This window comes from Pseudomonas sp. WS 5079 (assembly GCF_012985465.1).
Classification (GTDB): Bacteria; Pseudomonadota; Gammaproteobacteria; order Pseudomonadales; family Pseudomonadaceae; genus Aquipseudomonas.
Map to the genome: position 1 here is coordinate 840,473 of NZ_JAAQWN010000001.1, position 22,722 is coordinate 863,194.

23 protein-coding genes are annotated in these 22,722 nt (G+C 62.0%); 10 read left to right on the forward strand and 13 right to left on the reverse strand.

Annotated features, from left to right (window positions below):
* Positions 1–87: 87 nt before the first annotated feature.
* The 8 genes from HBO05_RS03590 to HBO05_RS03625 all read right to left on the reverse strand — a co-directional run bounded on the left by HBO05_RS03590 (position 88) and on the right by HBO05_RS03625 (position 6,677).
* Positions 88–996, reverse strand: coding sequence for a sugar kinase (locus tag HBO05_RS03590; protein WP_172311707.1), 909 nt, complete (start codon positions 994–996; stop codon positions 88–90).
* A gap of 117 nt (positions 997–1,113) precedes the next feature.
* Positions 1,114–2,322, reverse strand: coding sequence for an amino acid deaminase (locus HBO05_RS03595; protein WP_170041178.1), 1,209 nt, complete (start codon positions 2,320–2,322; stop codon positions 1,114–1,116).
* Between the two features lie 17 nt (positions 2,323–2,339).
* On the reverse strand, positions 2,340–3,104 hold the full coding sequence (locus HBO05_RS03600; RefSeq protein ID WP_169956620.1) for an IclR family transcriptional regulator: 765 nt from the start codon (positions 3,102–3,104) through the stop codon (positions 2,340–2,342).
* Between the two features lie 180 nt (positions 3,105–3,284).
* Positions 3,285–3,674, reverse strand: coding sequence for a RidA family protein (locus tag HBO05_RS03605; protein WP_032857221.1), 390 nt, complete (start codon positions 3,672–3,674; stop codon positions 3,285–3,287).
* A 15-nt stretch (positions 3,675–3,689) separates the two neighbouring features.
* Positions 3,690–4,457, reverse strand: a complete 768-nt coding sequence (locus tag HBO05_RS03610) for an amino acid ABC transporter ATP-binding protein (RefSeq protein WP_172311709.1) — start codon at positions 4,455–4,457, stop codon at positions 3,690–3,692.
* Entirely contained in the window at positions 4,454–5,104 is a 651-nt protein-coding gene (locus HBO05_RS03615; protein ID WP_057440845.1) for an amino acid ABC transporter permease, read from the reverse strand. The genes HBO05_RS03610 and HBO05_RS03615 overlap by 4 nt, the downstream gene beginning before the upstream one ends.
* A gap of 12 nt (positions 5,105–5,116) precedes the next feature.
* Positions 5,117–5,779 (reverse strand): amino acid ABC transporter permease, encoded by a 663-nt coding sequence (locus HBO05_RS03620; protein ID WP_169956572.1) that lies wholly within the window; start codon positions 5,777–5,779, stop codon positions 5,117–5,119.
* Positions 5,780–5,831: 52 nt separating this feature from the next.
* Positions 5,832–6,677: a transporter substrate-binding domain-containing protein gene (locus HBO05_RS03625; protein WP_170057141.1), complete on the reverse strand. Its 846-nt coding sequence runs from the start codon at positions 6,675–6,677 to the stop codon at positions 5,832–5,834.
* A gap of 306 nt (positions 6,678–6,983) precedes the next feature.
* Here HBO05_RS03625 and HBO05_RS03630 point away from each other — a divergent pair, with 306 nt between their 5' ends.
* A complete protein-coding gene (locus tag HBO05_RS03630) occupies positions 6,984–7,346 on the forward strand; it encodes a thioredoxin family protein (RefSeq protein ID WP_170041174.1) in 363 nt (120 codons plus the stop codon).
* Here the strand turns inward: HBO05_RS03630 and HBO05_RS03635 are convergent.
* The 3 genes from HBO05_RS03635 to rpiB form a co-directional block, all read right to left on the reverse strand.
* Positions 7,343–8,905, reverse strand: coding sequence for a TerC family protein (locus tag HBO05_RS03635; RefSeq protein ID WP_169956578.1), 1,563 nt, complete (start codon positions 8,903–8,905; stop codon positions 7,343–7,345). The genes HBO05_RS03630 and HBO05_RS03635 overlap by 4 nt on opposite strands.
* A 423-nt stretch (positions 8,906–9,328) precedes the next feature.
* Complete coding sequence (locus tag HBO05_RS03640; RefSeq protein WP_029293725.1) at positions 9,329–10,309, reverse strand: sugar-binding transcriptional regulator; 981 nt, start codon at positions 10,307–10,309, stop codon at positions 9,329–9,331.
* Positions 10,310–10,372: 63 nt separating this feature from the next.
* A complete protein-coding gene (rpiB, locus tag HBO05_RS03645; RefSeq protein WP_029293723.1) occupies positions 10,373–10,834 on the reverse strand; it encodes a ribose 5-phosphate isomerase B in 462 nt (153 codons plus the stop codon).
* A gap of 282 nt (positions 10,835–11,116) precedes the next feature.
* On the opposite strand from rpiB, the gene HBO05_RS03650 reads away from it, so the two are divergent.
* From HBO05_RS03650 to dhaL, 7 genes are all read left to right on the forward strand, one after another.
* Positions 11,117–12,604, forward strand: a complete 1,488-nt coding sequence (locus HBO05_RS03650; RefSeq protein WP_170041173.1) for a sugar ABC transporter ATP-binding protein — start codon at positions 11,117–11,119, stop codon at positions 12,602–12,604.
* Complete coding sequence (locus HBO05_RS03655; protein ID WP_170041172.1) at positions 12,601–13,578, forward strand: ABC transporter permease; 978 nt, start codon at positions 12,601–12,603, stop codon at positions 13,576–13,578. The genes HBO05_RS03650 and HBO05_RS03655 overlap by 4 nt, the downstream gene beginning before the upstream one ends.
* Before the next feature lie 55 nt (positions 13,579–13,633).
* Complete coding sequence (locus HBO05_RS03660; protein WP_172311711.1) at positions 13,634–14,641, forward strand: substrate-binding domain-containing protein; 1,008 nt, start codon at positions 13,634–13,636, stop codon at positions 14,639–14,641.
* Between the two features lie 155 nt (positions 14,642–14,796).
* Positions 14,797–15,552, forward strand: coding sequence for an SDR family oxidoreductase (locus tag HBO05_RS03665; protein WP_169956586.1), 756 nt, complete (start codon positions 14,797–14,799; stop codon positions 15,550–15,552).
* Positions 15,553–15,578: 26 nt separating this feature from the next.
* Positions 15,579–16,694 (forward strand): alcohol dehydrogenase catalytic domain-containing protein, encoded by a 1,116-nt coding sequence (locus HBO05_RS03670; RefSeq protein ID WP_029293713.1) that lies wholly within the window; start codon positions 15,579–15,581, stop codon positions 16,692–16,694.
* Positions 16,695–16,850: 156 nt separating this feature from the next.
* Entirely contained in the window at positions 16,851–17,852 is a 1,002-nt protein-coding gene (locus HBO05_RS03675; RefSeq protein ID WP_172311713.1) for a dihydroxyacetone kinase subunit DhaK, read from the forward strand.
* Positions 17,853–17,855: 3 nt separating this feature from the next.
* Positions 17,856–18,503: a dihydroxyacetone kinase subunit DhaL gene (gene dhaL / locus HBO05_RS03680; protein WP_172311715.1), complete on the forward strand. Its 648-nt coding sequence runs from the start codon at positions 17,856–17,858 to the stop codon at positions 18,501–18,503.
* A gap of 32 nt (positions 18,504–18,535) precedes the next feature.
* On the opposite strand, the gene HBO05_RS03685 is transcribed toward dhaL, so the two are convergent.
* Positions 18,536–19,411, reverse strand: a complete 876-nt coding sequence (locus HBO05_RS03685; protein WP_170041168.1) for a LysR substrate-binding domain-containing protein — start codon at positions 19,409–19,411, stop codon at positions 18,536–18,538.
* A 150-nt stretch (positions 19,412–19,561) separates the two neighbouring features.
* On the opposite strand from HBO05_RS03685, the gene HBO05_RS03690 reads away from it, so the two are divergent.
* On the forward strand, positions 19,562–21,088 hold the full coding sequence (locus HBO05_RS03690) for an MFS transporter (protein WP_172311717.1): 1,527 nt from the start codon (positions 19,562–19,564) through the stop codon (positions 21,086–21,088).
* Here HBO05_RS03690 and HBO05_RS03695 read toward each other — a convergent pair.
* Positions 21,081–21,686, reverse strand: a complete 606-nt coding sequence (locus tag HBO05_RS03695; protein ID WP_172311719.1) for a LysE family translocator — start codon at positions 21,684–21,686, stop codon at positions 21,081–21,083. The genes HBO05_RS03690 and HBO05_RS03695 overlap by 8 nt on opposite strands.
* Before the next feature lie 66 nt (positions 21,687–21,752).
* On the opposite strand from HBO05_RS03695, the gene HBO05_RS03700 reads away from it, so the two are divergent.
* Positions 21,753–22,670: a LysR family transcriptional regulator gene (locus HBO05_RS03700; RefSeq protein WP_172311721.1), complete on the forward strand. Its 918-nt coding sequence runs from the start codon at positions 21,753–21,755 to the stop codon at positions 22,668–22,670.
* Positions 22,671–22,722: the final 52 nt, after the last annotated feature.

Sequence of the window (22,722 nt, forward strand, 5' to 3'; positions counted from 1 at the left end):
TCGCAGGCAAGTCAGCTCCCACATTTGGATGCGTGAACCTGGCCAAATGTGGGAGCCGGGCTTGCCCGCGATCCGCCGCAGGCGGCCTCATACCCTGGGAATCAGCGCACCCGGAACCTGGATCACCTGGCTCGCCAACCGATGCCCCGCCAAGCCCGCCTCTTGTGGCGACCCACCCCTGAGCCGGCTGGCCAGATACGCCGCACTGAACGAATCCCCCGCCGCCGTGGTGTCCACCACCTTCTCTACCACCACCGCCGGCACCGCAAAACGCTCGCCGCCCCGGCGAATCAGACAGTCATCCGCCCCGCGCTTGAGCACCACTTCATCAATCCCCGGATAGGCGGCGAACACCTGCTCGCTGTCGGCATAGCCAAACAGCGCACGTTCGTCGTCCTCCGTGAGCAAGGCCATATCCACCAGCGCCAACACCTGCTGATAGGCCTCACGAGCGGCTTCGACACTGGCCCACAGACGCGGCCGATAGTTGTTGTCGAACACCACCCGGGCGCCACGTTGGCGGGCGTGCAGCAACATGGCCAGCAAGCGTGCGCGCCCCACTTCACCCAATACCGCCAGGGTGATGCCGCTCAAATACAGCACGTCGTAGCTGGGCAAGGCGGCCAGGACCGGTTCGGCCCCTGGCGTGGTGAAGCAATCGCGCACCGCCGCTTCGTTGCGCCAATAGAGGAATTTGCGCTCGCCATTGGCATCGGTCTGGATGCAATACAAACCCGGCAGGCGGCCTGGCAGGCGCTGGACGCGGTCCAGGCCAAGGCCTTCGGCGGCCCATTGCGCGCACATGGCATCGCTGAAACTGTCATCGCCCAGGGCGGTGACGTAATCCACCGTGCTGTTGGCGCCCAGCTCGCGGCGCAGGTAGACGGCGGTGTTCAGGGTGTCGCCACCGAAGCTCTGTTGCAGGCTGCCGTCGGCGCGGTGTTGCAGTTCGATCATGCATTCGCCGATCAGGGCGATGCGCGGGTGTGGGGTCATATTTGGATTCTCGGCTGGGTTTTGGGGCCTCATCGCCGGCAAGCCAGCTCCCACATTTGAATGTGTTCACAAATCCCAATGTGGGAGCTGGCTTGTCTGCGATGGCCGCGACGCGGTCTAGAAACAGGTTTGTAGGGTTTCCACTACCTGCAACTGCTCATCCACCAAACACCCCACCTGCCACTTATCAAAGGTCAGGCACGGGTGCGAAGTGCCAAACGAGATGATGTCGCCAATACGCAGTTCAACCCCCGCCGCCACGCTCATGAAGGCGTGCTGGTCCATTACCGCCGTAACCTTGCAAGCACTCACGTCATCGCCCACCGCCGGCAACACGCCGGCCTTGTAGCGCTTGAGGGGCACCGGCAGGCCGGCGTCGTAGGCCACGTCACGCTTGCCCAGGGCAATCACTGCAAACCCCGGCTGCGGCAACGATTGCACATGGGCCCAGACTTCCAGGGCCGGGCGCAGGCCTTCAGTGAGGTCGCTGCGCCGGTCGAGCACACAGCATTGCGCCTCCTTGTAGATGCCGTGGTCGTGGGCCACATAGCTGCCGGGGCGCAGTACGCTGAGGAAGCGCCCTTCGGCGTTTTGTGCAGCGAAGGACTCGGCGATCAGGTCATACCAGGCCGAGCCCGATGCGGTGATGATTGGCTTGCCCAGGTCAAAGGCCCCGCTGTTCTGCATATCCACCGCCAGGCGCACCAGGGACGCAGCAAACTCGCGAATGCCGCTGACGGCATGCTCGCCGTGGATCACCCCTTCGTAACCTTCGATGCCGGTGAGGGCCAGGGCCGGCTGGGCCTTGATTGCCCGCGCCAGGTCCAGCACCTCTTGCTCGCTGCGGCAACCGCAACGGCCGCCGACCACGCCGTATTCGATCATCACGTTCAGGCGCAGGCCACGGGCAGCGAAGAACGCGCCCAGGTCAGCCACGTTGTCCGGGTGATCGACCAGGCAATGGAAGTCAAAGCCGGGGTCAGCCAGCAGCTCGGCGATCAGCGCCATGTTCGGCGCGCCCACCAATTGGTTGGCCATCAATACCCGGCGCACGCCACCGGCATAGGCCGCGCGGGTCTGCACGGCGGTGGCCAGGGTGATGCCCCAGGCGCCCTGCGCCAACTGACGCTGGAACAGCGCCGGCATCATGCTGGTCTTGCCATGGGGCGCCAGCTGCGCGCCGCTGCTGCTGACAAAGTCCTGCATCCAGCGGATGTTGTGTTCCAGGGCCGCGCGGTGCAGCACCAGGGCGGGCAGGCTGACGTCGCGTACCAGGTGGGCACCGCTGGCGGCGGCACCTTTTTCAACGGCATTGAAGGCAGACATGGCGTTACTCCGTTTCGCTATTCATTGATGCGACGGGCCAGGTTGTTGGCGCTTTCGATCAGCACCCGGCGGTAGTCGGCGTAATTGTTCTTGGCGTCGGCCCGTGGGGCGACGATGCACAGGGTCGCAATGGCGACGCCCTGAGCATCGCGCACCGGGGCGGCAAAGCAGTGGGTAAAGGTGTCGGCAACACTGTCGAAGGAAAAGAACCCGTCGACAGTGGCCTGGCGGATCTGTCCGAGGAAGGTGTCCAGGGGTAAACGCTGGCCGTCCGGCAGGATAAAGTCGTCGTGGTCGATCAGGTCGATGATCTGCTGGTCGCTCAAATGCCCTAGCAACAAGCGCCCGGAAGCGGTCCAGGGAATCGGCGCGTTTTCACCGATATCCGAAGAAATCCGGAAATGCCGCTCGCCCTCGCGCATCAGCGCCACCGTGTACTTGCGCCCGTTGAGCAGGCACATCTGCGCGGTCTCGTGGGTTTGGCTGACGATCTCCTGCAAGGCGTGATCGGCCTCGCGGGTCAGGTCGAAATGGCGCAAGTGGGCCTGGCCGAGGAAGTACAACTGACGCCCCAGGTACACGTGCCCGTCCTTGCCCACGGTTTCGAGAATCCGCCGTTCCAGCAGGGAGGCGACCAGTTCATAGACCGTGGACTTGGGGCTGCCGATGCCACTGGCAATATCGTTGGGGCGCAGGGGCTGGCCGACTTCCTTGAGAAAATCGAGGATATCGAACGCCCGGTCCAGGCCTTTGGCGCGGCGTTTGATGGTGTCTTCGGTCATGGCGGTCTTCATCAGCGTAAGAGGTCCATGTGGGGCGGGGCTTTTGTGGGAGCGGGCTTGCTCGCGAAAGCGGTGTGTCAGCCAACAAATCTGGCACTGATACACCGCTTTCGCGAGCAAGCCCGCTCCCACCCGAATTCACTCCCACATTGAATTTTTAATGGTCTTGAGGTCGGGCATTTAGCCTTTTTTCTTGTAGGCCACGCAATCGATCTCAACCTTGCAATCGACCATCATATTCGCCTGCACACAGGCCCGTGCCGGGGCGTGTTCGGGGGTGAAGTATTCGCCGAAGACTTTGTTGAAACTCCAGAAATCCCGCGGGTCCTCCAGCCATACGCCGACCCGGACCACGTCTTCAAGGCCGTAGCCGGCCTCCTCAAGGATCGCCACCACGTTCTTCATGGTCTGGTGGGTCTGCTCGACAATCCCGCCATTGATGATTTCGCCCTCCACCGCCGGCACCTGGCCCGACACGTACAACCAGCCATCGGCCTCCACCGCACGGGCGAATGGGCGGGGTTGGCCACCACCGGCGGTGCTGCCGGCGCCGTAACGAGTAATGCTCATAATGTTGCTCCTTGATTAAAAACGAATACTTTTCAGAAATTCCGCCAGGCGTGGCGATTGCGGGCGCTCGAAGATGTCTTGGGGCGGCCCCTGCTCTTCAATCCGGCCCTGGTTCATAAACACGATGTTGTCCGAGACCTCGTAGGCAAACCGCATTTCGTGGGTCACCAGCAACATGGTCATGCCCTCTTGCGCCAGGCCCTTGATCACACTGAGCACTTCGCCGACCAACTCCGGGTCCAACGCCGAGGTCACTTCGTCGAACAGCATCAGGCTGGGGTTCATCGCAATCGCCCGGGCAATCGCCACGCGCTGTTGCTGACCGCCGGACAACTGACCGGGGAAGTGGTTGCGCCGTTCCAGCAGGCCCACGCGCTCCAGCCATTTTTCCGCGAGGGCCACTGCCTCGTCCTTGCCCATCTGCTTGACCTTGAGCAGGCCCAGGGTGACGTTCTGCAACGCGCTCAGATGGGGGAACAGGTTGAATTGCTGGAATGCCATGCCGGTCATGGCGCGGTGTTGGGCGATGAGTTTTTCCGGGTGGCGTACGCGCTTGCCGGCAACATCGGCATAGCCAATGGACTCTCCGTCGAGGGTAATCTGCCCGCCCTGGAACTCCTCCAGCAGGTTGACGCAGCGCAGCAGCGTGGTCTTGCCCGAGCCGCTGGAGCCGATCAAGGTCACCACGTTGCCGCGCTGCAACGACAGATCGACGCCCTTGAGGACTTCCACCGCGCCGTATTGTTTGCGCAGGCCGCTGATGTTGAGCAATGGTTGATTCATGGCAAGGCCACCCGCTTTTCAATGTAGCGCCCGAATAACTCGATGGCGTAGTTGATGACAAAGAACAGAAACCCGGCGAACAGGTAGAACTCCAGGGTCATGAAGGTCCGGGCGATCACTTGCTGAGTGCTCAACAGCAATTCGGCGACGCCGATCACGGACAGCAGGGTCGAGGCCTTGACGATCTCGGTGGAGGAATTGACCCAGGTCGGCAAAATCTGCCGCAGTGCCTGGGGCAGCAACACATAGCCCAGGGACTGATAGAAGGTCAGGCCGATGGCCTTGCCCGCTTCCAGTTGCCCACGGGGAATGGCTTGCAGCGCACCGCGCACAATCTCGGCGACATGGGAGCCGCAAAACAGCGTCAGGCCCAGGGCGCCGGCCTGGAACGCACTGATCTGCCAACCGAGCGCCGGCGCCATATAGAAGCAGGCCAGCACCAGCACAAACACCGGGGTGCCACGGATCAGGTCGACGTACAGGCGAAACGGCGCGCGCATCCAGAACTTGCCGTAGGTCAGCACCAACCCGGCGACGATGCCGATCAGGGTGCCGAAGATAATCGCCAGCACCGAGCAATACACGCTGGTCTGGAACCCCGCCCACAGGGTTGCCCGGGCGATCCACAACTCATGCAGCCAATACATGCAAAACCCCTCTCATCGACGAATCGCCAGGCGCTGTTCCAGGTAACGCAGCAGCAGGGCGATGAGGTAACAGGCAGCCACATAGAGCGCGGTCGTCACCAGCCAGGTTTCAATCACCCGGTAGCTTTCGACGTTGATCTTGCGGGCGTAATAGGTCAGCTCCGGCACCGCAATCGCCGCCGCCAGGGAGGTGTCCTTGAACAGCGAGATAAAGTTGTTCGACAGCGCCGGCAGCACGTTGCGCAGCATCACCGGCACGGTGATATAGGCGCGGATCTGCCACTCCCCCAGGCCAATCGCCAGGCCGGCTTCGCGCAGGCCCTTGGGAATATTCAACAGGCCGGCACGAAACACTTCGGTCAGGTACGCCCCGGCGTACAGCGACAGGGTGATGATGAACGAGGGGATCTTGTCCAGGCGGATGCCCAGGCTGGGCAAGGCGAAGTAGATCAACAGGATCAGCACCAGGATCGGCGTGTTGCGCACCACCGTCACATACACCGAGGCCAGGATGCGCAGCGCACGGTGCCGGGACAGCATGGCAAAAGCCATCAACAGGCCGATCACGCAGCCGATGGCAATCGACAGCAAGGCCAGTTGCAGGCCCAGGCCGAGGCCTGCGAGCAAGGTGTCGAAATCGCGCCAGACTGCGGCAAAATTCAACTGATAGTTCATGGTCGGCAGTACCTTGAGCGGGGCGCCCGCTGCGACGCCGCGCGCTCAACAATCATTTGAATTCCACCGGAAAGCCAATCGCCGGGCTCGGCAGGTCGACGCCAAACCACTGCTTGAACGAGGCCGCATAGGTGGGGAACTCGACGCCGGTCATGGCTTCATGCAGCGCCGTGTTGACGAAGTTCAGCCAATCCTGGTCGCCACGCTTGACCGCGCACGCGTAGGTTTGCGGGCTCCAGGCGTAGGTGGGGCTGCGGTAGCGGCCGGGGTTCTGCACCATCAGGTATTTGACCGAAGACTGGTCGGTGGCGGCGGCGTCGGCACGCCCGGAGTTCACGGCCTGGTACATCAGGTCGACGCTGTCGTATTGGTCGACCTTGGCCTTGGGCAGCGCCTGGTGCACCAGTTCTTCGGCGTAGACGTTTTGCAGCACCGCCACGGTGACGTCGTCGCCCGCTGCCTGCAGGTCTTCGAGTTGCTGGTATTTGCTGTTGGCCGGCAACAGCAGGCCCACGCCTTCGCGGTAGTACGGCAGGGTGAACGCCACCTGTTGCGCGCGGCTGGCGGTGACGGTGATGAACTGGCAGCTCATGTCGACTTTGTTGGTCAACAGGTTGGGAATCCGCGCATCGGAGGACTGCACCACAAACTCGACCTTGCTCGGGTCGTTGAACAGGCCCTTGGCGACAATACGTCCGATATCGATATCAAAACCCTGCAACTTGCCATCCGCTCCCTGGAAGTGCCACGGCGCATTGGTACTGCCTGTACCGACAATCAGGTGCCCACGCTTGAGCACATCGTCGAGCTTGCTGTCGGCCTGCACTTGGCTGGCGAGGGAAGCCGAGGCGGCGAACAGAAAAACACAGGCTTTAAACACGGAAGGTCGGCGATGCATGACAAGCACTCCAGGAGTTGTGTATTCCGCTATACCGGAACATGGTATGTAACAACGGAATAGACAGCAGAAAGTGTGCCACAGCCAGTAACAGAAAAATATTGAAGAGTTAAAGGTGTTTTAAATCAGCCAGATAACAAGGCATCGACGAACCAGCGCCGCGCCAGTCACACCAGGCACACTGCTACCGTGCGCCCCAATCCGTTGCGATCCGTCACATTTGGGTGCGTTACCTGTGAATTCTCACAGTAGACCGTCCGGCCCGCCCGGCTTAGGGTTTGGCCACCGGCCTATAAGGAGATTGTCATGGGACTGATCAACACGCTGATCGACAACGCAGATGCGTATAGACGGGCGCTGCAGACACAACGCACGGTGTTCATGCTCTTTGTATCGCCCCAGTGCCCGGCGTGCGGCGCGGCCAAGCCACTGTTTCGCAAAGTGGCCGGCCGCTATCGCCGTCAGGCAGCGCTTTATGTACTCGATACGAGCCAGACCCCACGGCATCCCGAAGTGACCGGCACACCGACGCTGCTGATATTGAAAAACGGCAGGCTGGTCGAAAAGCTCAAGGGGTTCGGCCCCTGGGAGACCCAGGAGCAGACCCTGAAGAGAACCTTCGAGCGGCACACCCGTGGTGTGCCAACCAAAAGGGCAAAACCCCGTTAACCCGCCGTGACAGGCATCAGCAACACCTGCGTCACCCGGCGCTCCTCCACCGCCGCCACCGTCAAGCGCCAGCCTTCGTATTCCAGGCTGTCACCCACCACCGGCAGGCGATCCAACAGGCTCATGACCAGGCCAGCCAAGGTCTGGTAATCCTCGGTGGCCACCGCCTGGAAACCCGTGCGCTGGCGAATCAGGTTCAGGTTCAACGCACCGTTGGCACGGTAACCGCCCTGCTCCTGGACGATGTCCGGGCCTTCGACTTCACTGGCATCGGGCAACTCACCGGCGATGGATTCGAGGATGTCAGTCATGCTCAACACCCCCATGAAATCGCCGAATTCGTTGATCACAAAGGCGATGTGCGTCGACTCCTGGCGCATCTGCTCCAGGGCGTTGAGGATCGAGAAGCTGTCGAGCAGGTTGATCGCCCGCCGCGCCAGGTGTTCCAGGTTCGGCTCGTTGCCGGCCAGGTACTCCTTGAGCAACTCCTTCTTATGCACGAAGCCCAGGGGCTCATCCACCGCGCCATTACGGATCAGCGGCAAGCGCGAGTAGGACGAGTGCATCAATTTCAGGCGAATCGTCTCCGGGTCGTCGGCCAAGTCGATGTAGTCGACATTCGCCCGCGGGGTCATCAAGGTGCGGATCGGCCGCTCGGCCAGCTGCAATACACCGCTGATCATCACGCGCTCACGGCGGTCGAACAGCGGACCTTGACTGCCCTGGGAGTCGCCCAGCAGGTCCGTAACGTCCTCACCCACCTCTTCCACCGCCAGGCTGCGACCACCCAGCAAGCGCATCACCGCATGGGCAGTGCGCTCACGGATCGGTCGCACGCCTTGCGCCGACTTCTTGCGGCGCGCCCGGGCGATCTGGTTGAACACCTCGATCAGGATCGAGAAACCGATGGCCGCGTACAGGTAGCCTTTCGGGATATGGAAGCCCAGGCCTTCGGCGGTCAGGGCGAAACCAATCATCATCAAGAAGCCCAGACACAGCATGATCACCGTCGGGTGCGCGTTGACGAAGCGGGTCAGCGGCTTGCTGGCCACGATCATCACGCCGATAGACACGATCACCGCGATCATCATCACCGCCAGCTCGTCCACCATGCCGACCGCAGTAATCACCGCGTCGAGGGAGAACACGGCGTCCAGCACCACGATCTGCGCCACGATCGGCCAGAACATCGCGTAGGCCGCATTGCCGGTGCGTTCGGTGACATGCCCTTCGAGCCGCTCATGCAACTCCATGGTGGCCTTGAACAACAGGAACACACCACCAAACAGCATGATCAGGTCGCGTCCGGAGAAGCTCTTGTCGAACACCTCGAACAACGGCTGGGTCAAGGTCACCAACCAGGAAATACTCGCCAGCAAGCCCAGGCGCATGATCAGCGCCAGGGACAAACCGATCAACCGCGCACGGTCACGCTGCTCCGGCGGCAGCTTGTCCGCGAGGATCGCGATAAACACCAGGTTGTCGATACCCAGCACCAGTTCCAACACAATCAAGGTCAACAGGCCGAGCCAGGCCGTTGGATCCGCTAACCATTCCATATAGAAGTCTCTGTCTCTTTATTGATTTTCAGAATGCCGGGCACAACAAGACGCGGTCCGATGACCGGGAAAAGGTTAGCAGTCTGAATAGAGGATGTTTCAGCGGGAACGTCGGCAGTAGCGGTCTTGGGGAAAGACGACTGGGGGGCTCCGAGAGGGTGTTCATGCAAGTCCTGCAGTGAGAAAAGGACTTTAATCCTACAGCGGAAATACAAATCTCCTACAATTTAAAACTATTACAAGATCTGTAAAAGCCGCCCCCAGAAGCCTGTGCTGTGGGCTTGTGTAGGAGCTGGCTTGCCAGCGATGCAGACACCTCGGTGTATCAGGTAGATCGAGGCGATGCTATCGCTGGCAAGCCAGCTCCTACACAAGCCAGCCCCCCCCACACACACCAGAGCCCATATTTTGAGAGGAGACAGGTCAGGTTTTACGGGTAGCGTCGTCCAGCGCCAGGATGGTGTGGGCATTGGTTACCGTGGTCGCCAGGGTATTGATCACCCCCGAGCGCAACGCCCCCAGGGTCGCGGCGGCCTTGGTGTTTTCACTGGCAATCGCCACCACATCGGGAATGCGGAACAACTCCTGCACCGTCAAGCCGATCACCCGCCCCTGGATGGCGTTGACCGCCGGCTGGCCATGAATGTCGATAAAGTCGTAACCCATCATGTCACCCACCGTGCCGGACAAGCGCGCCTGGGCGATTTCCTGGGGTGAGAACCAGCCCATGCGCACCATGTTGCTGTTTTCGCTCATGTCGCCAATACCGATCAGCGCCATATCGGCACGCCGTGCGCGGTCGAGGGTCGAGCGTACGGTGTCGTTGCTGATCAGCACGCTGCGCAGTTCCGGGTTGGCCACCAGCGCCGGGGCGTACAGGCTTTCGCTCTCGCCGCCAAAACGCAGGGCCAGGCGGCGGCAGATATGGTCGGGGTTCATGTATTCGCCGGCCTTGAGCGAACCGCCAATGGCGCAGACAAACGTGCAGTTGCGCGTCACCGGCAAAAACACGTTATCGGCCACCGCCCCCACATTGCGCCCCATGCCCACGGCGACAATCATGCCGTCGCCCAGGGTCTTGTTCAGGTAGTTGGCCACCAGGCTGGCCACGGCGGAACGCTGGGTGTCGGCGTCGCTGTGGTCGACCGCGATCAACGCGCGATCCAACTGGAAACGCTCCACCAGCGCCTGTTCCAGTTCGTTGTTCATCGCCGGATGCTGCAGCACCCGCACCTCGACAATCCCTTCATCGCGCGCACGCTTGAGCAGCCGGCTGACTTTCGCCCGGGACAGGTCAAAGCGCTTGGCGATGGCTTCCTGAGTGACGTTCTCAAGGTAATAGAGCATCGCCACTTCGGTCATCAGATCGATATCGCTGGCGGTGCGCAGGGTACTGTCACTCATGGGGACGGGCTTCCGTTTCGGCGTCAAAGGCGCATTCTCCCGACTCTTGCCCTGCTCCGTCCACTACTGATGCCCATCACGCTCAATGGCATTGATGCGCTCGACCTTGGCCCCGGACCGCGCCGCCTCGAACTCCGAGGCCAGAAACGCGGTGACGATGCTCTTGGCCAGCTCCGCCCCCACCACCCGCGCACCGATGGACAGGATCTGCGCATCGTTGCTCTTGCGCGCGCGCTCCGCCGAATAGGTGTCATGGGCCTGGGCCGCGCGAATACCCAAGACTTTATTGGCCGATATCGCCATGCCGATGCCCGTGCCACACACCAGCACCCCCAGGCGCTGTTGCCCGGCATTGATGGCCGTGGCCACCGCCAGCGCAATATCCGGGTAGAGCACCGGAGCTGTGGAATGGGTGCCAAAGTCGGTCACCGGATACCCCAGCGCCTCGATATGGCGCTTTAACAGCTCCTTGAGCTCAAAACCCGCTTCGTCACATCCGATAGCCACCGGGAAAGGTGTGTTCATGGCATTAGGCTCCGCTGCCGTGGTGAAGCTTAAGACTGATCATATGATCACTCAATGAAATTTCGATCAGTCATTTCTCGGATATTCCCTCGCAACTGTCAAGCACGTTTTAACTGACCCTCCAGTCAAACCCCTCTAAAACGCCATGCATCAAGAAAACCTTGGCGATTACAAGTTTTCAATGAAAGAGATTGACTGATCAGAATTTCATTTGATACACATATGCTCACGCAGCAACACGACTGTGTACCTAATAAGAACTCACAGCACGAGGACACGCCGATGGCCACGCCATTACTGCTCCAGGCTGAACACGTCGCCAAGGCCTACGCCGGCATCCCTGCCCTGCGTGACGGCCGCCTCTCGCTGCGGGCCGGCAGTGTGCATGCCCTGTGCGGCGGCAATGGCGCCGGCAAATCCACGTTCCTCAGTATCTTGATGGGCATCACCCAGCGTGACGCCGGCAGCATCCTGCTCAATGGCGCCCCCGTGCATTTCCATCGCCCCAGCGAAGCATTGGCGGCGGGGGTCGCGATGATCACCCAGGAGCTGGAGCCAATCCCCTACATGAGCGTCGCCGAAAACATCTGGCTGGGCCGCGAACCACGGCGCGCCGGCTGCATCGTCGACAGCAAGGAACTGCACCGGCGTACCCGCGAACTCCTGGAAAGCCTGGAGTTCGAGGTCGACGCCAGCGCGCCCATGCATCGCTTGAGCGTGGCGCAGATCCAGCTGGTGGAGATCGCCAAGGCGTTCAGCCATGACTGCCAGGTGATGATCATGGACGAACCCACGTCCGCCATCGGCGAGCGCGAAGCCGAAACCCTGTTCAAGGCCATCCGCCGCCTCACCGCCCGTGGCGCCGGGATTGTCTATGTGTCCCATCGCCTCAGCGAGCTTGCGCAGATTGCCGACGACTACAGCATCTTTCGCGATGGCGCCTTCGTCGAAAGCGGGCGCATGGCCGATATCGACCGCGCCCACCTGGTGCGCGGCATCGTCGGCCAGGAACTGACACGCATCGACCACAAGGTTGGACGCGAAAGCGCCGCCGAGTGTTGCCTGGACGTCCAGGGCCTGAGCCGCAGCGGCGAGTTCCAGGACATCAGCCTGCAATTGCGCCAGGGTGAAATCCTCGGCATCTACGGCCTGATGGGTTCGGGGCGCAGCGAGTTCCTCAACTGCATCTACGGCCTGACCACCCCGGACGCCGGCAGCGTCACCCTGCAAGGCAAGCCGATGCCCATCGGCCTGCCCAAGGCGACCATCCGCGCCGGCATGTCCCTGGTCACCGAAGACCGCAAGGAAAGCGGCCTGGTGCTCAGCTCCAGCATCCTCTCGAACATCGCGTTGTCGGCGTACAAGCAGCTGTCGAGTTGGTCGCTGATCAACGCGCGCAAGGAAAACCAACTGGCCGAGGACATGGTCAAGCGCCTGCAAATCAAGACCACCTCCCTGGACCTGCCGGTGGCGTCCATGAGCGGTGGCAACCAGCAAAAGGTGGTGCTCGCCAAATGCCTGTCGACCCAACCGGTGTGCCTGCTGTGCGATGAGCCGACCCGGGGCATCGATGAAGGCGCCAAGCAGGAGATCTATCACTTGCTCGACCAGTTCGTGCGCGCCGGTGGCGCGGCCATCGTGGTGTCGTCCGAGGCCCCGGAACTGCTGCACCTGAGTGACCGTATCGCGGTCTTCAAGGGCGGCCGCCTGGTGACTATCAGCAGCGACACCGCCCTTTCCCAGGAAGCCTTGTTGAGTCTTGCCTCATGAACGCCAAAACCCTTGCCACGCCACTGACCACCCCCGCGCGCAGCCGCCTGCGGCTTTCCCTCGACCGCTTTGGCCTGCCGCTGGTGTTTATCCTGCTGTGCGTGGTCATGGCGTTTGCCAGCGAATACTTCATGACCTGGCGCAACTGGATGGACATCCTGCGCCAGACATCCATCAACGGCATCCTGGCGGTGGGCATGACCTATGTGATCCTGACCAAGGGCATCGACCTCTCGGTAGGTTCGATCCTCGCCTTCGCCGGTCTGTGCAGCGCCCTGGTCGCGACCCAGGGCTACGGCCTGCTCGCTGCCGTCAGCGCCGGGATGTTTGCCGGGGCGATGCTGGGGGTGGTCAACGGGTTCATGGTGGCCAACCTGTCGATCCCGCCCTTTGTCGCCACCCTCGGCATGCTGAGTATTGCCCGGGGCATGACCTTTATCCTCAACGACGGCAGCCCGGTCACCGACCTGCCGGACGCCTACCTGGCGCTGGGCATCGGCAAGCTGGGGCCGATTGGCATACCGATCATCATCTTTGCCGTGGTCGCGCTGATTTTCTGGATGGTGCTGCGCTACACCACCTACGGGCGCTATGTGTACGCGGTGGGCGGCAATGAAAAAAGCGCGCGCACCTCAGGGATCGGCGTGCGCAAGGTGACGTTCTCGGTGTACGTGGTTTCGGGTTTGCTGGCCGGCCTGGCAGGCGTGGTGCTGTCCGCGCGCACCACCTCCGCCCTGCCCCAAGCGGGTATGTCTTATGAGCTGGATGCGATTGCCGCCGTGGTGATCGGTGGCACCAGCTTGTCCGGCGGCGTCGGCACCATTGTCGGCACGCTGTTCGGCGCGCTGCTGATCGGGGTGATCAACAACGGCCTGAACCTGCTCGGCGTGTCCTCCTATTACCAACAGGTCGCCAAGGGCCTGATCATCGTGCTCGCGGTGTTGATCGACGTGTGGCGCAAGAAAAAACGCTAGTCGCTTTTGCTCTGAACCGAACTGAACGACCACAACAATAAACGGGGTTCTCATCATGAAATTCGCTACATCGTTTGCCGCCGTGGCGGCCCTCTCCCTGCTCGCCAGCAGCATCACCCTGGCCGCCGATGGCAAGACCTACAAAGTCGGCGCCGCCGTGTACGGCCTCAAGGGCCAGTTCATGCAGAACTGGGTGCGCGAGCTCAAGGAACATCCGGCAGTCAAGGACGGCACCGTGCAGTTGACCGTGTTCGACGGTAACTATGACGCACTGACCCAAAACAACCAGATCGAAAACATGGTCACCCAGCGCTATGACGCGATCCTGTTTGTACCCATCGACACCAAGGCCGGCGTCGGCACGGTGAAGCAGGCGATGTCCAATGATGTGGTGGTGATCGCCTCCAACACCAAGGTCGCCGATGCCAGCGTGCCGTACGTGGGCAACGACGATGTCGAGGGCGGTCGCCTGCAGGCCCAGGCCATGGTCGACAAGCTCCAGGGCAAGGGCAATGTGGTGATCATCCAGGGCCCGATCGGCCAGTCGGCGCAGATCGACCGCGAAAAGGGCGAGCTGGAAGTGCTGGGCAAGCACCCCGGAATCAAGATCATCGAGAAAAAGACCGCCAACTGGGACCGCGCCCAGGCCCTGACCCTGACTGAAGACTGGCTGAACGCCCACCCCAAGGGCATCAACGGGGTGATCGCGCAAAACGACGACATGGCCCTGGGCGCCGTGCAGGCCCTCAAATCCCATGGCCTGACCTCCAAGGAGGTGCCCGTCACCTCCATCGACGGCATGCCCGACGCCATCCAGGCGGCCAAAAGAGACGAAGTCACCACCTTCCTGCAAGACGCCCAGGCCCAGTCCCAGGGCGCACTGGACGTGGCCCTGCGGCAACTGGCGGGCAAGGACTACAAACCCAAGTCGGTGATCTGGGAGCGTTATGCCAAGGACGTGACCTGGGGCGACGGCACCGCGAAGAACTACATCCTGCCGTGGGTGCCGGTGACCAATGCCAATGCGGATGCGCTGTACCAGCAGGTCAGCGGTACTAAATAGCAGTTCGACCTGTAAATGCTATCCAAATGTGGGAGCGGGCTTGCTCGCGAAGGCGGTGGGTCAGCCAACTGATGTGTCAACTGACACACCGCCTTCGCGAGCAAGCCCGCTCCCACCTTTGAATCTCCAGCGACTGAGAGAATGGAGTTAAACCAATGTCTGGATTCTGGAACCAAGCCTTCGACCTCACCGGCCGTTGCGCCGTGATCACCGGCGGGGCCGCCGGGATTGGCCTGGCGTGTGCCAGCCTGCTGGCAGAGCGTGGCGCGCGCGTAGCCCTGCTCGACCGTGACCCAGCCGTGGTTGAAGTGGCAGCCAGCCTGGGCAGCGGGCATCTGGGCCTGGCCGTCGACCTGCGCCAGCTCGACCAGGTGCAAAGCAGCATCGATTACGTGTTCGCGCACTTCAAGCGCCTGGATTATTTGGTCAACAGCGCCGGCGTGGTGATGCTCGACAAGGCCATCGATGTCAGCGAAAACGCCTGGGACATCACCCTGGATATCAACCTCAAGGCCAGTTTTTTCGTGGCACAGGCCTGCGCCCGGCACATGCTCGCCCAGGGCAGCGGGCGCATCGTCAACCTGGCATCCCAGGCGGCGGTGATCGGCCTGGATCGGCATGTGGCCTATTGCGCGAGCAAGGCCGCGATTGTCGGCATGACCAAGGTCCTGGCCATGGAATGGGCGCCGCACATCACTGTAAATGCCATCTCCCCCACCATCGTCGAAACCGCCCTGGGCAAGAAAGCCTGGGCCGGTGAAGTAGGTGAACGGGCCAAATTGCAGATCCCGGCGGGCCGTTTTGCCCAGCCGGATGAAATCGCCGGGCTGGCGTTGTACCTGCTCAGCGACGCAGCCCAGATGATCACCGGCGCCAATATGGTGATCGACGGCGGCTACAGCATTCAGTAATCCATCTATTCGTCGTGAGGTCTGTCATGTCCACCGCTACCGAACGTACCGCCGAACAACTCCACCCGGTAATCCCCAAGACCATGCAGGCCGTGGTTTGCCATGGCCCGGAAGACTATCGCCTGGAAACCGTCGATGTACCGACGCCAGGCCCCGACGAGATCCTGACCAAGGTCGAGCTGTGCGGCATCTGCATGGGCGATATCAAGACCTATCGCGGCGCACCGTCGTTCTGGGGCGACGCCGAGCAGCCGCGCTACGTCAAGCCGCCGATGATTCCCGGGCATGAGTTTGTATGCCGCGTGGTCGCCCTGGGCCCCGGCGCCGAGAAGCGTGGGGTGAAGGTCGGCGACCGGGTGATTTCCGAGCAGATCGTGCCGTGCTGGGGCTGCCGCTTCTGCAACCACGGCCAGTACTGGATGTGCCAGAAACACGATCTCTACGGCTTCCAGAACAACGTCCAGGGCGCCATGGCCCAGTACATGATTTTCACCAAGGAAGGCATCATCCACCAGGTGCCCGACTCCATCGCGCCAGACGAAGCGATCCTCATCGAACCCCTGGCCTGCTCGCTGCACGCGGCGGAACGGGCCAATGTGGATTTCGACGACGTGGTGGTAGTCGCCGGCGCCGGCACCCTGGGCCTGGGGATCATCGGCGCGGTGCGCATGCGCAACCCCAAACGCCTGATCGTGCTCGACATGAAACCCGAACGCGCCGAACTGGCCCTGCGCATGGGTGCCGACGAAGTCTGGAACCCGGCCGAGGTCGATGTACTGGCGAAAATCCGCGAAATCACCGACGGTTATGGCTGCGATATCTATATCGAAGCCACCGGGCACCACAAGGCGGTGAACCAGGGCCTGGCGATGCTGCGCAAGCTGGGGCGCTTCGTCGAATTCAGCGTATTCAACGACGAGGCCACGGTAGATTGGTCGATCATTGGCGACCGCAAGGAACTGGACGTACTCGGCTCACACCTAGGCCCGTACATGTACCCACGGGCCATCGACTTTATCGGCAAGCGCAAGATCGACATGCGCGACGTGGTCACCCACAAGTTTGCGCTGGCGGACTTCAAGGAGGCGTTTGCGGTGATGGAGCGTGGGGACAAGTCCTTGAAGGTTGTGCTCGAACCCTAAAACACCCCAACCGCTTTTTACTGTAGGAGCGAGCTTGCTCGCGAAAAACCTGAGGGCGACGCACTCATCCAGGTAGCCCGCGTTAGCGTTAACGTTTTTCGCGAGCAAGCTCGCTCCTACAGTTAGTTGCTCACAACAAGAACAGGAACCCGCGTTATGAATCGAGTCATCAACGATCCGGACCAAGTGGTCGAAGACATGCTGCGCGGCATTCTGGTCGCCCACCCGGAGCTGCGCCAAAGCGACAGCAACCCCCGCGTGATCAGCAAGGCCAAGCCCTCCGGCCAGGGCCGCGTAGGTATCGTCACCGGCGGCGGTTCCGGCCATGAGCCGGCGTTTCTCGGCTATGTCGGCCCCGGCCTGGTGGACGCGGTGGCCGTCGGCGAAATCTTCTCCTCACCCACCGCCAAGAGTTTTTTCGATGCGTTTCGCGTCGCTGATCACGGTGCCGGAGTGGCCTGCCTGTACGGCAACTATGCCGGCGACAACATGAACGTGAAGCTGGCAATGAAAATGGCCGCCAGCAAAGACATGCGGATCCGCACCGTGGTCGCCAACGATGACGTGGCGTCGGCGCCCAAGGCCGATATCGCCAAGCGGCGCGGGGTGGCCGGGGAAATCTTCATGTGGAAAATCGGCGGGGCCGCCGCCGAGCAGCACTATGACCTGGACGGGGTGATCCGCGTCGCGCAGAAGGCGGTCGATCACTGCCGCTCCATCGGCATCGGCCTGACGCCCTGCACCATTGCAGCGGTGGGCAAGCCGAACTTCCAGATCCCGGACGGCCAGATGGAGTTGGGTATCGGCCACCACGGCGAACCCGGGATCGAGGTGATCCCGATCGAATCCGCGGCGGCCATGGCTCAACGCATGCTGGCACCGATCCTCGCCGACCGCGATTTCAGCCAGGATGACAGCGTGGTGGTGCTGGTCTCGGGCCTGGGCGCGACGCCGGTGATGGAGCTGTACATCTTCTACGCCGAAGTCGAAAGCCAGCTCAAGGCCAAGGGCCTGAAGATCCATCGCTGCTACGTCGGCAACTACTTCACCTCCCTGGAAATGATGGGCGTGACCCTGACCCTGCTGGGCCTGGATGCCGAGCTGAAAACCCTGATCGACCAACCTTGCCGCTCCATCGGCATGACCCAGGCGGAATAAACCATGAGCCAGCATTTTTCCACCCACGACGGCAGCGCGATTGTCACCGACCTGGTCAGCGTGATCGTCGCCAACCGTGAATACCTCAGCGAAGTTGACGGCGCGATTGGCGATGGCGACCACGGCATCAACATGGCCAAGGGCTTTGCCCATTGCGGCCGTACGATCGAAGGCCGGCAACTGACCCTGGCCGAGGCCCTGGATGAACTGACCCTGAGCCTGATGGAAGGCATCGGCGGCTCCATGGGCCCGCTGTATGGCAGCCTGTTTATCGGCATGGCCGACGAGGTGCGTGGCAGCGACAACATCGACGCCGCCACCTTCGCCCATCTGCTGCGCGGTGGCCTGACTTCATTGCAGGACATCACCGAAGCCGGCGTCGGCGATAAGTGCCTGATGGACACCTTGATCCCGGCGGTGGAGGCGTTTGAGCGGGCGCAAACGGCGGGTGCGTCCTTCAGCGACGCCCTGGACGCGATGAAAAGCGCTGCCTCCCAGGGCCGCGATTCGACCAAGGACCTGGTGGCCAGGATCGGCCGGGCCAGCCGCCTGGGCGAACGCTCGCTGGGGGTGCTGGATGCCGGGGCGGTGTCCTGCTGCCTGGTCCTCACACAACTGGCAGACTCGATCCAGCCGCGCCTGGCTCGGTAGGAACCGGATTGCCGTCGCCGGCAAGCCGGCGCCTACGGGGTGGGGTTTTGCTTGATGTGCTGGATGTACCGCGCCACCGCCGGGGCTTTTTCAAAGCGCCGGTAAATCAGCGACAGCCACGATGATGCATCGCTGCCCTGGAGGGTGCGGTAGTGCACACCCGGCAGGCTGACATGCCCCACCACCGACTCCGGCACCACCGCCACGCCCTGCCCCAGCGACACCAGGGCAATCACCGCCACCAGGCCGCCCGGCTGCGGTCCCAGGCGCGGGGCATAGCCGCCTTGTGCGGCCACCTGCAAGGTGCCGCTGATTTGCTCGGGCAGGATGAAGGTCTCGTTCTGCAAGTGCGCGCAGGTGATCGCCTTCAACCCCAGCAGCCACGAGCCCTGGGGCAGCGCCAGGACAAAACCCTCACTGCCCAGGCGCAGCGCCTCCACACCGTCGGGCAAGGTCAAGGGTGAGCGAATGTAGCCAATGTCGTAGCGCCCTTCGGCCACCAGCCCCGGCAACAGAGCCATGGGGCTTTCCCGCACGCTGAGGCTGACATCGGCAAACTGCGCGCAAAACCCCTGCACCTGGCGTTGCAATACCCCGGAATACACCGCCGACGCCACATAGCCCAATTCGATATGACCGATCTCGCCACGCCCGGCGCGTTGGGCATTGCGCTGGGCGAACTCGAACTGGCGCACGGTGCTTTCGGCTTCACCCAGCAACGCGCTGCCCGCCTCGGTCAGGCTCACGTCACGCTGGCGCCGGATAAACAGGCGCGTGCCCAGGGCACGTTCCATATCCTGGATCTGCCGGCTCAAGGTCGGCGGGGCAATATCCAGTTGCTCGGCGGCACGCGTGAAATTGCGGTGCCGGGCAACGGCCAGGAAGTAGCGGAAATGACGTATTTCCATACAAGGATTAGCTCAAAGGTAATGATGTGCTTGGCTTCGGCTAACAGAACCACCGGAAGTTGACGTTAAGCTCAGGGGACGCCCACAGTAGAGAACCCCCATGATGCCCGTCAAATCCAGCTTGCCTGTTGCCTGCCAGGTAATCACGCCATGAGTCGGGTCAGCCCACGCCTTACCCTGTTGACCGCCTCCGGGGTCTGTTCGCTGATTGTCCTCGACACCAACATCGTCGCGGTGACCCTGCCGACCATTGCCCGCGACCTGGGCGCCAATTTCGCCGATATCGAATGGGTGGTCAGCGCCTATATGCTGGCCTTCGCCGCCCTGCTGTTGCCGGCCGGGAGCATTGCCGACCGCTTCGGTCGCAAGAAGACCCTGGTGTGGGGCCTGGGTATTTTTATCCTCGCCTCCCTGGGCTGTGGCGCTGCGCCCAGCGTGCTGCTGCTGGATATTGCCCGCGCCGTGAAGGGTGTCGGAGCCGCACTGCTGCTGACCTCGGCCCTGGCTTCCATCGGCCATGCCTTTCACGATGAGCTGGAACGGGCCAAGGCCTGGGCGTTCTGGGGGGCCTGCATGGGCGTGGCGATGACCGCCGCCCCAACCCTCGGCGGCCTGATTACCCATTACATGGGCTGGCGCTGGATTTTCTACCTCAACCTGCCGGTGGGCCTGGCGTTGCTGGCGCTGGTCCTGCATGCCATCCCGGAATCGCGCGACAGTCAATCGGCGCGCCTCGACCCTTGGGGCAGCCTGACCTTCAGCGCCAGCCTGCTGTGCCTGATCTGGGGCCTGATCGAAGCCAACCGGATCGGCTGGGACAACCCACTGACCTATGCGCGGCTGCTCGGCGGTGCGTTCCTGCTGGGCCTGTTTGTGCTGGTGGAACGTGTGCAGCGCCGGCCAATGGTGGACCTGCAACTGTTCCAGTACCCGCGATTTATCGGCGCTCTGCTGGGGATGTTTGCCTACGCCGGGTGCGCCCAGGTGATGATGACGCTGCTGCCGTTCTACCTGCAAAACGGCCTGGAGTTTTCTGCGATTGCCTCGGGCCTGGGAATGCTGCCGTTTGCCCTGACCATGCTGATCTGCCCGCGTATCGGCGCACGCCTGGCCAACCGCTTCGCCCCCGCGACCATGATGGCAACCGGGCTGGCCCTGGTGGGCTGCGGCAACCTGTTCAGCGCCTGGGCGGTCAGTGTCGGCGGTTACCTGCCGTTCGCCCTGGCGATAGCCGTGACCGGCGCCGGTGCCGGCCTGCTCAATGGCGACACCCAGAAAAACATCATGGCCTGCGTACCGAGGGACCGTGCGGGCATGGCCTCGGGCATGAGTACCACCATGCGTTTCAGCGCGATCATGTTGGCGATTGGGGTGTATGGCGCGCTGCTGGCCAGCCATAGCGAGCATCTGCTGCACACCAGCCTCGGCGCGCAATGGCAGGCCCAGATACCGGGGATTGCCTCGCGGGTAGTGGCCGGGGATATGCCAGCAGCCATGGCACTGCTGCCGGAATCGGCGCAGGGGCCGGTGCAACCCTTGGCATGGCAGGCATTTGTCGGTGGGTTTGGCAGGGTGTTGTGGGTGGCGGGGCTATTGAGCCTGCTGGGAGCGCTGGTAGTAGGCCTGTTGATGAGGCATCCGATTCCACTGATGCAGCCCGTAGCCCCAGTCAAGTGAGCGTCAGCAAGATCCCGAAGCTCACCAGCAATGCGCCAAAAATCCGGTCGATCCACTGTCGTGCGGCCAATAACCTGGCGCGCACCGCCCCGGCGGAGAAGCACAGTGCGACGAGGCTGAACCACACCACATGTGCTCCAGCGATAAATAGCCCGTACCCGATTTGTGTCGTCACAGCGGTGTCCGGCCGTACGACTCCCATGAACAGACTGACGATGAAGATCGATGTCTTAGGATTCAACGCATTTGTGAGAAATCCCGTACGCAGCGCTCCCAGATCAGACATGGCGGGCGGTGGCGCATCCGACGGTTCAGTGGCCGGCCCGGAGCGAAGCATCTTGATGCCCAAGTAGACGAGATAGGCCGCTCCAGCCAGCTTCAACACATTGAACAACCAAGGCGTTTGTTGCAGCACCAAGCCCAATCCGAGCAGCGTGTAGCACACGTGAACAAGCACCCCTAGGCCAATTCCGACAGCGGTGAGCACGCCCGCCCTTCGAGACAGGAGCAATCCGTTGCGAGACACCATGGCGAAATCCGGCCCTGGACTGATGCACGCCAGTAGTGTGATGGTGATTACCGCTATCCATTCGCCCATGCTGTACCCTTTGAATTCTTGGTGGTGTAGGGCAATATTTACAGATCCTATGCCTTGGTAAAAACGATGATTTCTGAAGAAAATGGTGACTACAACTCACTGACTTCTGAGACTCGCATGCCGTCTCTGCTGGCATTGCGCTGCTTCGAATCAGCCGCACGCCTGGAAAACTTCGCCCGCGCAGCTGACGAGTTGCACCTGACACCGGGGGCCATCAGCCGCGCAGTGCGCCTGCTTGAGGAGGATTTGGGCGTCGACCTGTTCGAGCGGCGTGGTCGCAGGGTGTTTTTAACCGATGCCGGAAGACGCCTGGCAAAAGCCACCAGTGAGGGGCTGGGGTTGATGACCCAGGCCGTTCGCGAGATACGCACCGACGCCCGCCGAGCTCGCCAGCTCGTCCTGTCCTGCGAGCCCACGCTGTTGATGCGCTGGTTGATCCCTCGCTGGAGCGACTTCCAGACCCTTCACCCAGGCCTGGACATTCACCTGGTTGCTGGCGGCGGCCCCTTCTCATTCAACCAGGGTATCGACCTGGCCATCCGGCGCGACGATTTTCCCTGTCCTCCCGGCTACCATACCGAGACGCTATTCCCAGAGCAGGTCGGCCCCGTATGCCGGCCAGAAAAGGCAGATCAGTGGTTTGGCAAAAATCGCAAATCCCTGCTCCCCTCTGCCCCGCTACTGCAAACAGCTAGCCGGCCCACGGCTTGGCACGAATGGGCTTACGCAAAGCAACTGCCTGCTCCAGAAATGGAAATGCAATCTTTCGAGCACTTCTATTTCAGCATCCAGGCCGCCGTTGCAGGCCTTGGGGTAGCCATCGGCCCATGGCACCTGGTGCGCGACGATATCCAAAGCGGTGTGTTAGCCGCGCCATTGGGCTTTGTTGAAGATGGCTCGCGGTACTGCCTGCTATCGCCTACAGCGCCAAGGCCGGGTAGCGTGGAGATGGCGCTACTTGAATGGTTGCAAACTGTGGGGTGAGATGTCTGGGTGTTCAGTCATACCCCGGCGAACTAGCCAACTTGCCGAACGC

Coding starts and splice junctions, on each gene's coding strand:
- HBO05_RS03620 (WP_169956572.1), bottom strand. CDS start 5,779: ATGAACTATCAGTTGAATTTTGCCGCAGTCTGGCGCGATTTCGACACC.
- HBO05_RS03640 (WP_029293725.1), bottom strand. CDS start 10,309: ATGAGTGACAGTACCCTGCGCACCGCCAGCGATATCGATCTGATGACC.
- HBO05_RS03650 (WP_170041173.1), top strand. CDS start 11,117: ATGGCCACGCCATTACTGCTCCAGGCTGAACACGTCGCCAAGGCCTAC.
- dhaL (WP_172311715.1), top strand. CDS start 17,856: ATGAGCCAGCATTTTTCCACCCACGACGGCAGCGCGATTGTCACCGAC.
- rpiB (WP_029293723.1), bottom strand. CDS start 10,834: ATGAACACACCTTTCCCGGTGGCTATCGGATGTGACGAAGCGGGTTTT.
- HBO05_RS03625 (WP_170057141.1), bottom strand. CDS start 6,677: ATGCATCGCCGACCTTCCGTGTTTAAAGCCTGTGTTTTTCTGTTCGCC.
- HBO05_RS03635 (WP_169956578.1), bottom strand. CDS start 8,905: ATGGAATGGTTAGCGGATCCAACGGCCTGGCTCGGCCTGTTGACCTTG.
- HBO05_RS03610 (WP_172311709.1), bottom strand. CDS start 4,457: ATGAATCAACCATTGCTCAACATCAGCGGCCTGCGCAAACAATACGGC.
- HBO05_RS03695 (WP_172311719.1), bottom strand. CDS start 21,686: ATGGGCGAATGGATAGCGGTAATCACCATCACACTACTGGCGTGCATC.
- HBO05_RS03690 (WP_172311717.1), top strand. CDS start 19,562: ATGAGTCGGGTCAGCCCACGCCTTACCCTGTTGACCGCCTCCGGGGTC.
- HBO05_RS03660 (WP_172311711.1), top strand. CDS start 13,634: ATGAAATTCGCTACATCGTTTGCCGCCGTGGCGGCCCTCTCCCTGCTC.
- HBO05_RS03665 (WP_169956586.1), top strand. CDS start 14,797: ATGTCTGGATTCTGGAACCAAGCCTTCGACCTCACCGGCCGTTGCGCC.
- HBO05_RS03685 (WP_170041168.1), bottom strand. CDS start 19,411: ATGGAAATACGTCATTTCCGCTACTTCCTGGCCGTTGCCCGGCACCGC.
- HBO05_RS03605 (WP_032857221.1), bottom strand. CDS start 3,674: ATGAGCATTACTCGTTACGGCGCCGGCAGCACCGCCGGTGGTGGCCAA.
- HBO05_RS03600 (WP_169956620.1), bottom strand. CDS start 3,104: ATGACCGAAGACACCATCAAACGCCGCGCCAAAGGCCTGGACCGGGCG.
- HBO05_RS03655 (WP_170041172.1), top strand. CDS start 12,601: ATGAACGCCAAAACCCTTGCCACGCCACTGACCACCCCCGCGCGCAGC.
- HBO05_RS03700 (WP_172311721.1), top strand. CDS start 21,753: ATGATTTCTGAAGAAAATGGTGACTACAACTCACTGACTTCTGAGACT.
- HBO05_RS03675 (WP_172311713.1), top strand. CDS start 16,851: ATGAATCGAGTCATCAACGATCCGGACCAAGTGGTCGAAGACATGCTG.
- HBO05_RS03590 (WP_172311707.1), bottom strand. CDS start 996: ATGACCCCACACCCGCGCATCGCCCTGATCGGCGAATGCATGATCGAA.
- HBO05_RS03630 (WP_170041174.1), top strand. CDS start 6,984: ATGGGACTGATCAACACGCTGATCGACAACGCAGATGCGTATAGACGG.
- HBO05_RS03615 (WP_057440845.1), bottom strand. CDS start 5,104: ATGTATTGGCTGCATGAGTTGTGGATCGCCCGGGCAACCCTGTGGGCG.
- HBO05_RS03670 (WP_029293713.1), top strand. CDS start 15,579: ATGTCCACCGCTACCGAACGTACCGCCGAACAACTCCACCCGGTAATC.
- HBO05_RS03595 (WP_170041178.1), bottom strand. CDS start 2,322: ATGTCTGCCTTCAATGCCGTTGAAAAAGGTGCCGCCGCCAGCGGTGCC.